The following is a 14,718-nucleotide window of genomic DNA, read 5'->3' on the forward strand; positions in this document are numbered from 1 at the left end:
ACTGTAACGGAGTAGAGCCCATGGACCACAAGCAAAGCCTCAGCAATCAGCAAGCACTGGCTCCGTACAAGCAGGCCATCGCTCGCTATGTGCGCGCCTCAATGGCTTTGCGGGGTATGCGTTACGGGGACCTCGCCCAGGCCCTGGCCGAAAGAGGAATTTCAATGACCACAGAAAACCTGCGCAGCAAAGTGAGCAAGTGCATGTTTTCAGCGGATCTGCTAGCGGCCATCATCGATGCATTATCGGTGGAAGACAGCGCTATGCCTGAAATCCTCAAGCAAGCGCGGGAACTGCAAGATCAAGGACTCAATACCGAGCAAGAGAGAAGCTAACACGCCCTATCGTGGAGTACCAACTGGTGGATCACTGAACTGGAATACCGATGCTATCCACTTTAACGGCAAGGGCCTGCCAGATAGCTAGTAGTGATGGAGCTTATAGACTGGTTCACCGTTACCGCACTTACCGACAACCTCTGGCTCAGAGAGCTTTGCACCAGCCGGTATCACCTTATTGGTAGGCCACCAGACGAAGCAGGCATAGCGGAAATTGACTGCCCAATTGCAGTAAAGACGTCCGTCGTCCTCCTCATAGAAACGCGCCTGACAAAAACTCAGAGTCGGGCTCCGCACCCCGTGTTGCTGCTGAGCATCGACAAAAATCACATCGACAGCTGCTACGGCAGATACCCAAAAGCAAGGTATCAATAACCACAATTTCATAGGCGCTCTCGGCGAAACTGCAAACTGGACTCCTTTTAAGCCTAGCAGTCCCGGCGCAACTTTCATTGTTGCGTACTCTTACATTGGCCTTGATAGCAGTATTCAGTGCTCGCTCTGTTGTGACGCTTGTTTCAACACTTCAAGAATACGCCTTAGACAGTCATCTCGGTCACGCACCCAACTAACATAGGGCAATGGCAACACTCTTACCCCCGCTCGGTGCAACACCTTGTAAGTCTGGGTAGTAAAGTGCTGCCGATATTCCCCAGGGTAACCAATCAAATCCACCCCCAGTATTCGCCCGCGGTGCTCACAAACCACATCCACACGCTGGCCGGCAATAGGAAATGCGATCCAATGCTTGATCTGAGCCCGCTGCAAGCCTGCACTCACCTCTCCGGCAAACTCACACGGAAATACTTTTTGTTGGTTACTGGGACCTGCCCCATGGCTAAAATCGATATAGCGACGCAATAAATGCTCAGGTGGCAGGGACTCAGGACTAATAGAATAAGCCACCAACTGCCGCTCCTTAGCCCGGGTTACCGCCACATTAAACATATCGGCGCGATTGAGATAAGTCGCCGCATGCAGGGATTGATTATCTGCCGCAAAAGACAAGAGCATAAGATCCCGCTCTTCTCCCTGAAAACCATAAGGCGTTGCGACCAATACGGAAAAACCACGCAGCACATCTACTGGAAAAGCCCTGCTTACCTCAGAAGCGAGGTAGTCCGCCTGCTCCCTATAAGGAGACAGGACTCCAACCGTTGGCTTTACAGGAGATTCGGCAAAGCAGTTAATGTGTTCACGCAGCTGTTCAATGACCCAATCCTTTTCAACCCGATTCCTGCCGCTCTTTGCTCGTTTCCCCTCCAGATATTGCAGAACCAAAGCTCCTTCACCGGACGCTACCGGTCTCGCCTGCATCACTTTCAGCCTATCGGCATAAAAAGCGTGATTACTAAAAGCGATAAGCTCTGGCTGGCTGCGGTAATGCTCATCCAACAGGTTAACCGCCTCCTGACTTTTCAGTGAGTCAGAGACAATATCCAGTAGTGATTGGTCCCGGTAACTAAACGCCACAGGTAACTCTTCTGGACCGTTCAAGCCCTCCCACAAGCGTTGTTGCTGCTGTGCCGATAAAAAGGATACATGACGCAGCTGCTTGCCATCGCCCACCACAACCGCACGACTTGCCCGGTACAGTGCCGGCAGCGCACTGGCAATATCGCACTGGGTAGATTCATCAAAGATGACGAGATCAAACAAGCCCGGGGAAAGAGGTAATATTTCATTGAGCTCATCCAGGGTCGAAAGCCAAATAGGGTAGGCCTGCAAAACAACCTGCATATTCGTTTGGGCAAAACGCTCTGCCTGTGTTTTGGAGGTCCGCGCCCTGAGTGCCTGATTGAAAAGGGATAAGTGCCTTCTTTCCCGCTTTAAAAGACTCAAAAGAGTCTCTTTACGATAGGCATTAATGAATCGGGAAGCTTGCAGCTCGAAATTTTTTCGCAAATGCCCGATAGTCTCTTGAAACTCCCAAAGCGCTTCCGTATCCAATCGTCGGCCTAAAATGCGCACCCCAAAAGCCGTAAACCAGGTGCCAAAACCTCCTGGGCCTAACATCTGTGCAGTCTTTAAAGCCCTGATAAAGCGTCGCTCAGCTTTTCGCAGCGTCTTTAGAGTGGCTTTGAGGCGACGCTTTAATTTGGCAACACTCTCAGCGGGAGCTGCAACGCCCTCTTTAAGTAGTGAGTCCAAGTGGGATTTCAAACTGCGAACAAAACCTTGCTCGCCGGTGTGTACATAGCCTTCTTGTAAACCGTAAGTCTCGCGCAATTTTTGCCGAACAACATTTATTGCCTGAGAGGTCTTAGAGACAACCAGAACGGTATTGCCATGAAGCATTTGATCAATCGCCATTGCCGCGATAGTAAAACTCTTGCCTGTACCGGGGGGGCCAGAGATAAGACTCAAAGGTAAATTCGCAGCATTTCGCAACGCCCTCTCCTGAGTCTCACTCAATAGCCCTGGTAACATCTCGGGCTCACTGTTACTTCGAGGGAAATGGTCAGCACATTCCCGGAGAACGGCTTTTAAAGGTGCAGAAAGTCTTCGAGACTTACTAAGAAGTCGCAGTTCGTGAAGAACTCCTCGCGATCCCCGTGACCTGTCAGCCAATATGAGCGCACAAGCACTACTGACTGCCAGAGTGGAATTTTTGCTCAAGGCATCAGAGTCAGCCGGCTGCAGGTTTGGCCAGCGACTTATCTCTTCAATGCCACTCAACAGGCTGTTTTCCTCTAGCCAGCGTCCTATGGCCGCCACCTTAGCGCTATCCAGTGGAAAACTGGGTACTGGAAAGCTATCTGTCACACTGGAATCTGTGTCCGGCTTAAGGATCAAACGCAACAAAGGAAGGTTGATACGGATATCATCTGTGTTTATCTCGATGAAATACTCTTCATCGCAATATATTCGGGCGGGATAATAGAGGAGAGGGGCACATAGTTTACGCTTGGAATTAATACCTACCTGAGCAGGGAGCTCTCCAGAGATAAAAAAGAGCGAATAAATCAAGCTGCGCTCTTTCCGATAAGTATCTACCTGCTCTGCAAGCTGTGCCGCTGAGGCACCCACCAAAGGGATTCTGGGCAGCTCACCACCGGATAAATAGTCTCGCTCACTGAAAAATACTCGGCGATTATCCGCAAGGCGAGCAATATTACTCAGTGATAAGTCGTGACTATCCGCTTGATAGCAACACCTGAAATATTCGATCAAAATCCTAGAGGAGTCCCGCATATCCGCCTGCACTTCCAATTAGAGGCAAAATGCTACCCGAAATTGTCAGACTGCGACAGGTACTCCTCTTGATGGAGATTAGAGATCGAACCCTGACTAGCCCTCACTGGCCATGGTGCGCAGCCTCTGGGATTCGCTTGGACTCAGGCTCAGGCCATACTTATCGACAATAGAAATAAATCGCTGCACATAAATTTTTCCGACCGGTGCATAAGGCGGCATCCACTCATTAGGCCCCCTGTGCCCCTTGCTTTGGTTGCGGCCATCGTCCACTAGCCACAGGTTATCGATATCTTCGGCGAATTGCCTTTTCAGCTCTCGACTCCAGCTAGCCCCACCATGATCATGGGCCCACTTCAGAGGCACTATATGCTCTACATCAAGATCAGAAGCCTTGCTGTAAAAGTTGCCCGTGTAGGGGTCCAACCACAACCCAGTGGCAACCTTGCACTGGTTAGCGCGGGTATAGGTGACAGGGGAAAGGGAATAACGAATCAATAGCTCATGCCGGGTATCTTGACAGTCCCGGTCTGTATCAGACCACTGCGGTAACCACTCTGCCCTCTCATAAGTGGTCGCGAGTACTGGAAAACTTAAGGATGCTACTAAAGCAGACAATACAAAGCTTGAAAATGATCGAACACTCATACATCAACTACCAATCAAATCAGGGGCTAGACTACAAGAAAAACTACTGGAAGAGTATGAGCCGGTTCAAATTGGCAGCTGAAAATTAATAATGGCTTTCAGATGTCCATTGTAGGTAGGTAGAATCAAAAAAAATTCAAAGGATTATTTCATGCATCGCCCAGTGATCTTCATTCATTATGTATTCAACTTTAATAGTAAAAGTTCTTCTCTTGATATCCCCGAAACCATTATCAAATTCGACCCAGCCTTCGACATTATGGATGCAGTCGCCTCGATACGTAGATTTAGAGTCTTCTTCTCCAGAAACTGCGATGAGCTTAGCGATATGAGGAAGTGGAGCGTATCGCTTAACAAATTTCTGACTTACTTGGATTGCGTAACGGGAGTCAATGCAAGCTTCCTGAGCTAATTCTTCGGGTGTTTTAGAGCAACTGGCCAGTGCAACCGCAACACACAGTGCGATAAAAGAACGCATTTACAAACCTTTCTTTTATTTCTATTTCAAATTTCAAGGCTGCAGGTTATCTGTCTCTCCCTATCGAGCCGATAGAATTCTTCTTACAGGCAAATACTCCTTCATGGGAAATTGAAAAGGTCGAAGCATGGATACCTAAGAACCATTAGTTGTTTTTCATATTTTTCCTACACAGACCTCATCAGTGGAAGGTAGATAGTGATGAAGAAACAACAGGGTAGAAACTCTTGGTGACAGGCTTAATAAGTTTTCATTACAGGAATCAATAGACTTTTCAATCTGACAACAATACTAGAGCTAGCTAACAAAATGTAATTTAGACTCAAGAAAAATAATAGTGGTAAAGGTATCCACCTAGAGAGCTGGAAAAAATGGAGAGAGAGATAATTCCACACAACACCCTGGTAGCGTTGTGTGGAATATCTAAAGATCAAACTATATTAGAGTACACTTCAGTTGCTATGCAGAAACCGGCTCTCCTGAAGAAGCCTTTTTGGGCCTAGCTATTTCTTCGGGCGAACTACCTTCTACCTCGTTAGGTTTCACTTTGTGGAAAACTGCATAGAAAACCGGGATAGCAATCAGGGTTAGCACTGTAGCAAAGCCCAGTCCCCCCATAATAGTTACAGCCATATCCGCAAAGAATGCATCAAACAATAGCGGAGACATTCCCAAAATAGTGGTGACCGCTGCGAGGAATACCGGGCGTAAACGACTTACGCTGGCACGCTGAATTGCGGTTAGCCTGGGCAGTCCGGCATGAGTTTGCGCTTCAATCTCATCCACCAAAACCACAGCGTTTTTAATCAGCATTCCGGATAAGCTCAGTACGCCAAGCAGGGACATAAACCCAAACGGCAATCCGGTGGCCAACAAGCCTACGACCACCCCCACCAAACACATGGGAACCACCAGCCAGATAATCACAGGTTCGCGAACGGTACCGAACAACAAGATTGATACCAGAATCATGATCAGGAAGCCTAGCGGCAAGCCTTTACCAAGAGACTTCTGCGCATCGGTAGAGCTTTCATATTCACCACCAAACTCCACTTTAAAGCCAGGTGGTAACTGCATGCTCTCCACCCAAGGGCGAATTTGGCTAAAAGCGGTCATCGCTGTCACGCCTTCCGGTGCATCGGCACTCACTGTAATAGTGGGAACCCGATCGCGCCTTTGGATCAGACCCTCATCGGCGGTAACCTCAAAATCGGTGATCAATTGTCCCGCAGGAATATATCCCTGTTCATTGGGACTCCATACCAGGCGGTCTTCCAGAGAACCCACTTGGTTCCTATCCCCCGCTGGCATACGCGCAATAATGGGGATAATGCGATCGCCGCTCTCGAAATCACCTACCGTATAACCGGCAGTAGCAAATTGAATCATCCGACTAATATCGGTATTCGTGACACCGGCTACACGAGCGCGCTCATCATCAAGATGTGCATGAATTGTGGTCTCGCGACCGCGCCAATCGTGGCGGATATCTTCGAGCCCCTTTTCACGGAATTGCTGCTCAACATCCTGCGCAAGCGCACGCAACTTCTGAAAGTCCTGACCAGAAATTCGCACCTCCACATCGGCGCCCCCACCGGGGCCAAACACTAAACGCTTAAAGGTGATCAGCGCTTCCGGCTGCTCTTCACGTAATTGCGCCTTAGCTTTCTCTATTAGCTGAGGGATTTGCTCGCGCTTCTGGGCACGAACAATCAACTGGCCATAGGAGGCGTTGGGGGGCTCAGGAGCATAAGTCAGCATAAAGCGATCTGCTCCACGACCCGCAACAGCCGTAACAGAAACCACTTCCTCCTGCTCTTTAAAATATTCAGTTGCAAGTTGAAGTGCCTTATCTGTGCGATTGATATCACTACCCTGCGGCATGTAGTAATTCACATAGAACAGTGGAGCATTGGAGTTCGGGAAGAATCCCTGCTTCACAAACCCAAAGGCGAAGTAGCTCACCAGAGTAACTACAACCAGCAAACCGATCGTCAGACCGCGGCGCTTCAGCGCACCGGCCAGGGCGCCGGAATACATATTGTAAAAGCGACCGTTATAAGGATCTTCCGAATCCGAGTCCTTGCTGGGCTTGAACAAGTGGTAGCCTAAATAGGGAGTTACCGTGACAGCGAGAATCCAGCTGAGCAGCAGCGATATACCGATCACGGCAAACAGAGAGAAGAGGAATTCACCAGTGGCATCGTCAGATAGCCCGATACCGGAAAACGCCATAATACCAATAACGGTGGCACCCAGGAGTGGCCAGAATGTCTGACGCACCACCCTGCTGGCAGCACTCTTGGGCTCTTCATTTCTCTGAACCCCCATCAGCATGCCTTCAGCCACCACGATAGCATTGTCAACCAACATGCCCATGGCAATGATAAGGGCACCGAGGGAAATCCTCTGCAGGTTTAAACCGAACAGGTTCATGATCAGTACGGTTCCCAGAACCGTTAGGCCAAGCACAGTACCCACCACCACGCCGGAGCGCCAGCCCATAAAAACACAGAGCACTAGGGTAACGATGACAACTGAAGAGACGAGGTTAAACAAAAAGCCATCGACACTTTCTTCTACCACCTGGTGCTGCGCATAAACCGGGTGAATTTCCACCCCCAGTGGCAGTGCCTGCTTTATCTCTTCAAGTTTTGCCTCTACAGCCTTACCAACATTAACAATATTGGTATTTTCAGCACCTGCTACACCAAGTAATACGGCCTGCTTGCCATCATAACGGGCAATAAAACTCGGGCTTTCATCGTATCCCATCGAGATATCCGCGATATCCCTGATAGCCAACATTGCCGTAGAACCGGGCACTCCCACAAGAATATTGCGAATAGACTCCAAATCACTCGCAGGATTATCCACTAGGATGCGGGTACGTAAATCCTGGCCACCAATTTCCCCTACTTTTTGCGTAGAACTTTCCGATTGCAGGACCTGGGCCAAGTCGTCAAGAGAAAAACCAAACTGAGCGAGTCGGGATTCATCAATATCTAAATAGGCGACTTCATCAATAATCCCGGAGCGGGATACTTTTGCAACTCCCTCTACACCAAGCAATTCACGGCGAATCGCTTTGGTGATCTCACGCATTTCCGTCAGGGAAAAACCCTCACCGGTAATCGCGTAATAAATGCCAAAAACCTCACCGAAGTCATCATTGACCACCGAAGGATAAGCTCCACTTGGGAGGTCTCTTTGGGCATCGTTGACCTTACGCCGCAACTCATCCCATACCTGGGCCAATTCTGCTGAAGCATACTGGTCCTTGATCTTTACACGAACCTCCGACATGCCCGGACTGGATGTAGAGGTAACCAGATCCAGCTGTCCCATTTGCTGGATAGCGACTTCGAGCTTCTCTGTAACTTCCTCTTCCACTCGCTGGGCACTGGCACCGGGATAGAGGGTAAAGACTCGGGCTTCTTTGATGGTAAAGGCCGGGTCTTCCAGGCGACCAATATCCGATAGCCCCCAAAGTCCGCCGATTAGGCAAATCAACATAAAAAGCCAGCTGTAAACCGGCTTTTCAATAAATACGTCAGAAATCTTCACAATATTTCCCCCCTGTTCACAGGGCCAGAGCTCACAGACAAATCAGTGCTGTACATAATTGCGAACTTTTGCACCGTCATAGAGGTGCTGACCGCCCGCGGCCACCAGCTTCATTGCCGGTGACAAGCCCTGAATGATTTGTACTGCCTCACCATTTGTGCGGCCGAGGGCCACTTGAACTTTGGAAACAGATTGATCTTTATTAATTTGCCAGACATAGGGCTCACCTCCACTGCTGCTCTGCACAGCTGCCAGAGGAATCCAGAAATCTCCACTACCTTCCTTCATTTTGACGGTAACCCGGGCTGTCATGCCGGGAAGAATCTGAACATTCTGCGGTCGCGGCATTCCCAGCTCCACGGCGTAAGTCTGTGTCACGCTGTCGGCTTCCGCTTGGTGTTCACGGTATTTCAAAGCAAACTGCTTGCCCGGCAGGAATTCAAATTCTGCAAGTGCTGAGCTGATCTGCTCTTCGTTGACAGTGGCCAGTAGTTTTTCCGGAACGGAAATCTGGATACGCACCTCAGAAATATTCTGCAAACGCACAATCGGCTGACCAGGTTGAACATTGGTATAATTTTCAACGAGTTGCCGTGTGGCCAACGCATCAAAGGGGGCTGTCAACTTGGTATAAGCCAAATCCTGCTCTGCTCTTTCCAGTGTCACTTTGGCAAGATCAAAATTACTCTCGGTTTCATCCAGCTGCTGCTGGGAAATCACTTTCGAATTTGCCAGGGAACGCTGTCTATTCAGTGTTTTTTCCAAGAGCTCAACATTCACGCGAGCCTCCTTTACCCGGCGCCGATAATCCCTATCATCAAGCTCCGCAATTAAGGTACCTTTGGGGATGATCTCCCCTTCGCGTAGATTTAACTTATCGAGCTTACCGCCCACCTGAAAAGAAAGGTCCACGCTTTGCACCGCTTTCACCCTGCCGGCAAATTGGCGATCTGCAACTTTGTTTGTGCTCTGGACTGTAGCGACTTTTACAGGCCAGAGTCTTTCGGCCTGTTGCTCCTCTTTTTCCGAGCCGGAGCAGCCCGCAAGAATGACCACCGCCGCCATTAAAAGGGCCAGGGGGGCACGAGAACTTACCGACAATTTCATATTCGTCATCCAAAAGCGTGTTTAAGAAAAAAATCAGGCGAGATCTGCAGAAAGCATCAACAAACGTTCACGTAAGCGGTCGAGCATCGGATCTTCAGGCTCCACAACACCCAACACGCGCCCAAAGAACAAACCTTGGGCGGCAAGAATCAACAGTTGAGCCAGTTCGGGGTCTTTATAGGTTCGGGAGATTTCACTCCGAAGCTCCGCTTCCTTTGTTTTTACAGGCTCGAGAAGCGCCGGGTCTTCGGCTACTGCCGCAATTAGCGATCGTGGCAACCCCTCGTCATCTTCCATTAGTTCGAAAATGGAACTCAATCGACAGGTAAGCAGGTCACCGCCCGCCATAGCACAAGACTCAGCAGTGGCATCCTCCCTGGCAATCGCCGACTCCAACATCGCCTTAAGAAGTGACTGCTTGGTCCTAAAGTGGTGGATTAGACCACCTTTACTCAACCCGCACTGGGCAGCCACTGCATCCAGGGTGAGCTTACGCGCGCCCTTCTCTCGAACCACCTCTTCGGCAGCGCGAACAATGGCAGATTTATCGACTCTCGACACATGACCTCCCGGACACACCCAACAAACCAACCGGCTGGTCGGTATCTTAGCGTTCCCATGAAAAAGGTCAAGCTATGCTACCCTCTGTCACCGTCAAGCAAGGTTAATAAGTGTTTACGAAACCACGATGACCGAATGAACGAAAATTCCCGGTTCTGCTATGGAGTTATTTATGACGGATCATACCTGCCCCTGCGGCTCAGGTAAGAAGTTTCAAGGTTGCTGCAACCTCTACCTCTCGGGGCAAGCCTATCCCAATACTGCAGAGACTCTAATGCGCAGTCGTTACAGCGCTTATGCGATGGGGAACCTGGCCTATTTGCGTAAAACCTGGCACCCAGACACTTATCCCGATCTTTCCCAAGAGGATCTGGAAACCCAGTGGACCCGCTTGGAAGTCATCAAGACTAAACCTGGTTTGAAAAAGTCGGTGGTGGAATTTAAGGCTTGGTATTTAGAGAATGAGCAGGAACATGTAATTCATGAAGTATCCCTGTTCAAGCTTTACAAAAAGAGATGGGTTTACCTGGAGGCGCTCCCCGGTTGGCCAGAAGAAGGCAAAAATTAACAACCGGTAAGAATCGGCGGAAACATACAGCTAGCCACAGCTACAAGCGGGGAAATATCGCGGGAGCTTTTCCACTCCCGCGCCTCCCTCCTCATTTTTTGCTTACCAGCAAAACGCTCTCCTGACTTCGCCTTCACATGAGCGCCGCCCTTGCCCATTAATGGGTTACGAGCAACATAATTACGGATTTTCCCAGTCGTCTTAGGCGGGATTTTTTTCATTAACATTCTCCTATTTCGAAACATTTGGCAGCCAAGTACCAAAAGTGGAAATATTTTCCTGAAAGTTCGGCCAATTAACCGACCTATGCTTCATCAAATAACAACTCCTACAAATAGCGCCTCCTAATAGTTCCTACCAACAAAAATCCTAACCCTTAATACATATCACCTGACGCAGTGTATGCTCCACTTCAACAAGATCTGACTGATTATCCATAACTCGGTCTATATCTTTATAAGCCGCTGGAATCTCATCGATCACTCCCTTGTCTTTACGGCATTGAACGCCCCTAGTCTGCTCTTCAAGATCCTGCCGGGTAAATCTCTGGCGTGCCGCGGTACGACTCATTTTACGGCCAGCACCATGGGCGCATGAGTGGAACGATTCAGCATTCCCACGCCCACGCACAATATAGGACTTAGCACCCATTGAGCCCGGAATAATTCCCAACTGATCTTTTTTCGCACTGATCGCCCCTTTACGGGTTACAAATACATCCCGTTCAAAATGGCGCTCGCGCATCACATAATTGTGATGACAGTTAATTGCCTCACTGGTCAGGGTAAATTTTGGCAAGTGATTTTTCAGGCAATTCAAAACCAGCTTCATCATCTCCTGCCGATTGGTTCGAGCGTACTCCTGGGCCCAATTTACCGCCTGGATGTAATCCTCAAAATGGAGGTTACCTTCGGAAAAGTAAGCCAAGTCTTTATCTGGCAGATTATGCATATGCCCCGTCATATCCTTTCGAGCCAACTGAATAAAGTGCTGCCCAATGGCATTGCCAATTCCTCGGCTGCCTGAATGCAGCATCACCCAAACTGCATTGTTTTCATCCAAACAAATTTCAATAAAATGATTGCCGCCACCCAGAGTCCCCATCTGGGTAACCCAGGTTTTTTGGGGCTGATGCAGCTTTTTCAAAAGCCCAGGATGCTTTTCAAACAACCTATCCACACCGGGAGCTAAAAGTTTGCAGGCAGATTCCCTGGCACTGATCATCTTGTGACGACCCTGTCCAATGGGTACTTTCACCTCAATGGCCTCCCGCAATGCTTTCAGGTTGTCTGGCAACTGATGGGCATGTAACGAAGTTCGCACTGCATTCATTCCGCAGCCTATATCCACTCCTACCGCCGATGGGATTACCGCGCTCACTGTTGGAATGACCGAGCCAACGGTTGCTCCCTTACCCAAATGCACATCAGGCATTGCTGCCACGTGCGAGTGAATGATGGGTAACTGAGCGATATTTTTTAGCTGCTGTAAGGCCTGTGGCTCGATTTCGTCAGTATATATTTTTACCGGCACACTACCTTGCGGTGCATTTTTATTTAGCACAATTTTTACAGGCATATAGGGTCCTTGGATTGATCCAATAAATCAGTAAAAGCTCTCCAAAGCCCTAAACGAAAAAGCCCCGGCAAATGCCAGGGCTCTAGAGGATTCTGGCTTGAAAAGCTCAATTGCTTTTCAAGCTGAAGCACATGAAAAGCGATTAAAAAAACAGGTTGTTAGTATCCACATTTCGCATTTCATGACCCCTTCGTGGCTGCGTTCCACGTTTAAAAGAAGAATATTTACTAAAAAAATATGCCAGCACCAAATACTTTCTAGCCAGCAATGAAATCTACTGCAAAGTTTATTGCCTAGCCCTAGGATGTCAACCTAAATTTCGATTTCTTGTTGGTAATTTTTTCTTGAAGGCATCCACCGATACATGAATCACCAGTGCCGACCAAAATTTTTAAATGCACTCAACGCTCCACAGCAATACACTAGGCGTTCAGCCAAAGCGCTCTTATCAGATCGAACAATGAGTTGTGAACCAGAAATAATCTTTGAAGACGAACATTTACTTGCTGCTTACAAGCCCGAAGGTTGGCTCGTTCACCGCTCAGAGATAGACCGCCATGAGACGCGTATTCTCCTGCAATACTTACGCGATCTTAGTGGTTATCATTTATATCCGGTACATAGGCTAGACAAGCCTACATCCGGAATCATCATCTTTGGCAAGAGCAGTGAAGTCGCCGCCCGGTTACAGCAACAGCTGGAAAGTGAATATTCTCTTAAACAATATCTTGCCGTGTGTCGTGGCTATTGCCCCGAGCAAGAGACCATCGATTACCCACTCCCTCCAGTAGCAGACTTTAAGCATCAGAGAAAACGCCCCAAATCCGAACTCCCCCGCCAAGAGGCCATTACCCTTTTTCGCAGACTTGCCACCGTGGAGTTACCCTATGCAGTGGACCGGTATCCTACCAGCCGTTATTCACTGGTAGAGGTACAATTAAAAACCGGCCGCCGGCATCAGATCCGAAGACATTTCAAGCATATCCAACATCCACTGATTGGCTGCCCCAAATACGGGAAGTCTTCCCACAACCGATTCTTTTCCCTTCAATTTGATTGCAAGAGACTACTTTTACACGCCGTAAAATTAGAGATAAGACACCCCGTGAGCGATACATTACTAGCATTACGAGCCGAGCCACGTGGAGAATTTAAGAAGCTGATGGAATTACTGGGTTGGAGTGAAGCAATAAATCATTAAATCAAGAGTGTTGAATTTTAAAAGAGACGAGCAACACAATCACAACGAATTTCCGTTAGATTAGAAAAAATGAGCACCTTTGAAGCCCCTTTACGAAACCAAAAGATGTTAGGAAATATCTCCTTGCCCGATCTGATCCTCTGCTCCTTTCTTTCGGACCCCGAAGAGACCTTTTCGCTCAACCTCAAGCCTGGGTTGCGGCCTCAAAAAATAACGTAATTTATCTTTCTCCCACATTGCGTCCTGGTAGCCGAGCTCAATCAACTCCTCAATATAGGGCCTCTCAAAAAGCAAATAACTCGCCGCAGAGACCCCACCTCCGGAACGGGTCGCCCCGGTGGAGCGAAACAACCAGCGCAACGCCGGCGGTAGGTACTTTAATTTTCTCCCACCCAGCCTGGCGAGGCTCTGTGAGGGCTCAATAACGACCGATTCCACCGGTCGCAGAGGGGACAGATCCGCAAACTTATCTTCATCGACAGAATCCAGCAAAGTATTGACCCGATCCATATGCTCAAGGTCACCCTCCAAGCTGTCAATGAAAGCCGCATTGAACCACTGAGCGGCAATTTGGGCCATTGAAGGAGAGTGAACCTGGTTATCGCTACGCCGACTGCCCCAGTGAACTGGCGAACGGTTATCGGAAACACCAACAATAAAAACCCGTTTGGCACCAAGATGGAGCGCTGGGCTAATAGGTGCCATCTGGCGAATTGCGCCATCACAGTAATAAATATCATTGATTTTTACTGCGGGAAATATTGCAGGAATTGCTGCAGAGGCCAATAAATGATCTACGGTCAACTGCGTGGAAATTCCGAAACGGCGAAAGCGCTGCCAGCTTCTTACGCCATCGGCAGCCTGATAAAAGCTTACCGATTCACCTTCGCTATAGGAAAGCGCATTAATACAAGTTGCATGCAGGTGGCCCGCATCTATATTTTTTTGAATATTATTAAAATCGATTACGTCCCCGAGCAGCTTACGCAAAGGGGAATTATCGAGTAGTGCGAGAGGTTTTTGTCGACCCACCCCCTGGTTGAACAGTGACCGACTGATCGACAACAAGTTACTAAAAAGGCTAAACCAGCTGGTGCGATACACCCGCTCCACACTCAGGCTCATCCACACAGAGCACATGCTCTCAATCGCTTCTTTAAATGTGCCAGGATGGGCCGCCAACATCATGGCATTCATAGCGCCAGCTGATGTACCACAAATGATTCTAAAAGGCCGGGGATTATCTTCGGGCACCACTTCAGCCAAGGCTTTGAGAACACCAGCCTGATAAGCGGCACGGGCGCCGCCACCCGAGAGTACTAACGCACTGTTCTGAACAGGAACCAGGGACTTTTCGCTACCTTTAGACACTGTAATCTTCCAACAGAAACAGGCTATAAATCATGCTATTGGCTTTAAGGCTATTGAAAAGCACAAGCACAGACAAATACCATTACTTATATACAGTGACACAGGA

General features: G+C 48.8%; 13 protein-coding genes. 3 read left to right on the forward strand and 10 right to left on the reverse strand.

Annotation, left to right across the window (positions count from 1 at the left end; all coding sequences use genetic code 11):
- The first annotated feature begins 20 nt into the window (after positions 1-20).
- On the forward strand, positions 21-335 hold the full coding sequence (locus FIU95_RS12335) for a DUF6471 domain-containing protein (RefSeq protein ID WP_152454064.1): 315 nt from the start codon (positions 21-23) through the stop codon (positions 333-335).
- Positions 336-422: 87 nt separating this feature from the next.
- Here FIU95_RS12335 and FIU95_RS12340 read toward each other — a convergent pair whose 3' ends face one another.
- The 7 genes from FIU95_RS12340 to FIU95_RS12370 all read right to left on the reverse strand — a co-directional run bounded on the left by FIU95_RS12340 (position 423) and on the right by FIU95_RS12370 (position 9,894).
- Positions 423-725, reverse strand: coding sequence for a hypothetical protein (locus FIU95_RS12340; RefSeq protein ID WP_152454065.1), 303 nt, complete (start codon positions 723-725; stop codon positions 423-425).
- A 102-nt stretch (positions 726-827) separates the two neighbouring features.
- Positions 828-3,533, reverse strand: coding sequence for a DEAD/DEAH box helicase (locus tag FIU95_RS12345; RefSeq protein ID WP_152454066.1), 2,706 nt, complete (start codon positions 3,531-3,533; stop codon positions 828-830).
- A gap of 96 nt (positions 3,534-3,629) precedes the next feature.
- A complete protein-coding gene (locus FIU95_RS21485) occupies positions 3,630-4,181 on the reverse strand; it encodes a DUF1524 domain-containing protein (RefSeq protein ID WP_152454067.1) in 552 nt (183 codons plus the stop codon).
- A 136-nt stretch (positions 4,182-4,317) separates the two neighbouring features.
- On the reverse strand, positions 4,318-4,659 hold the full coding sequence (locus tag FIU95_RS12355) for a hypothetical protein (protein WP_152454068.1): 342 nt from the start codon (positions 4,657-4,659) through the stop codon (positions 4,318-4,320).
- A gap of 459 nt (positions 4,660-5,118) precedes the next feature.
- On the reverse strand, positions 5,119-8,226 hold the full coding sequence (locus FIU95_RS12360; RefSeq protein WP_152454069.1) for an efflux RND transporter permease subunit: 3,108 nt from the start codon (positions 8,224-8,226) through the stop codon (positions 5,119-5,121).
- A 42-nt stretch (positions 8,227-8,268) separates the two neighbouring features.
- On the reverse strand, positions 8,269-9,333 hold the full coding sequence (locus FIU95_RS12365; RefSeq protein WP_172975390.1) for an efflux RND transporter periplasmic adaptor subunit: 1,065 nt from the start codon (positions 9,331-9,333) through the stop codon (positions 8,269-8,271).
- A 33-nt stretch (positions 9,334-9,366) separates the two neighbouring features.
- Complete coding sequence (locus FIU95_RS12370) at positions 9,367-9,894, reverse strand: TetR/AcrR family transcriptional regulator (protein ID WP_172975391.1); 528 nt, start codon at positions 9,892-9,894, stop codon at positions 9,367-9,369.
- Between the two features lie 172 nt (positions 9,895-10,066).
- Between FIU95_RS12370 and FIU95_RS12375 the strand changes: the two genes are divergently transcribed.
- On the forward strand, positions 10,067-10,462 hold the full coding sequence (locus FIU95_RS12375; protein WP_152454072.1) for a YchJ family protein: 396 nt from the start codon (positions 10,067-10,069) through the stop codon (positions 10,460-10,462).
- On the opposite strand, the gene FIU95_RS12380 is transcribed toward FIU95_RS12375, so the two are convergent.
- Both FIU95_RS12380 and FIU95_RS12385 read right to left on the reverse strand, forming a co-directional pair.
- The gene (locus FIU95_RS12380; protein WP_152454073.1) at positions 10,459-10,683 is read right to left on the reverse strand and encodes a hypothetical protein; all 225 of its coding nucleotides are present in this window, start codon (positions 10,681-10,683) and stop codon (positions 10,459-10,461) included. The genes FIU95_RS12375 and FIU95_RS12380 overlap by 4 nt on opposite strands.
- 148 nt (positions 10,684-10,831) lie before the next feature.
- Positions 10,832-12,040 carry an RtcB family protein gene (locus FIU95_RS12385; RefSeq protein WP_152454074.1) on the reverse strand — a complete coding sequence of 403 codons (1,209 nt, stop codon included), beginning with the start codon at positions 12,038-12,040 and terminating at the stop codon, positions 10,832-10,834.
- 460 nt (positions 12,041-12,500) lie between these two features.
- Between FIU95_RS12385 and FIU95_RS12390 the strand changes: the two genes are divergently transcribed.
- Positions 12,501-13,241, forward strand: coding sequence for a pseudouridine synthase (locus FIU95_RS12390; protein ID WP_152454075.1), 741 nt, complete (start codon positions 12,501-12,503; stop codon positions 13,239-13,241).
- A 108-nt stretch (positions 13,242-13,349) separates the two neighbouring features.
- Here FIU95_RS12390 and FIU95_RS12395 read toward each other — a convergent pair whose 3' ends face one another.
- The gene (locus tag FIU95_RS12395) at positions 13,350-14,612 is read right to left on the reverse strand and encodes a patatin-like phospholipase family protein (protein ID WP_152454076.1); all 1,263 of its coding nucleotides are present in this window, start codon (positions 14,610-14,612) and stop codon (positions 13,350-13,352) included.
- Between the last annotated feature and the right edge of the window lie 106 nt (positions 14,613-14,718).

This window comes from Microbulbifer sp. THAF38 (assembly GCF_009363535.1).
Lineage (GTDB): Bacteria > Pseudomonadota > Gammaproteobacteria > Pseudomonadales > Cellvibrionaceae > Microbulbifer.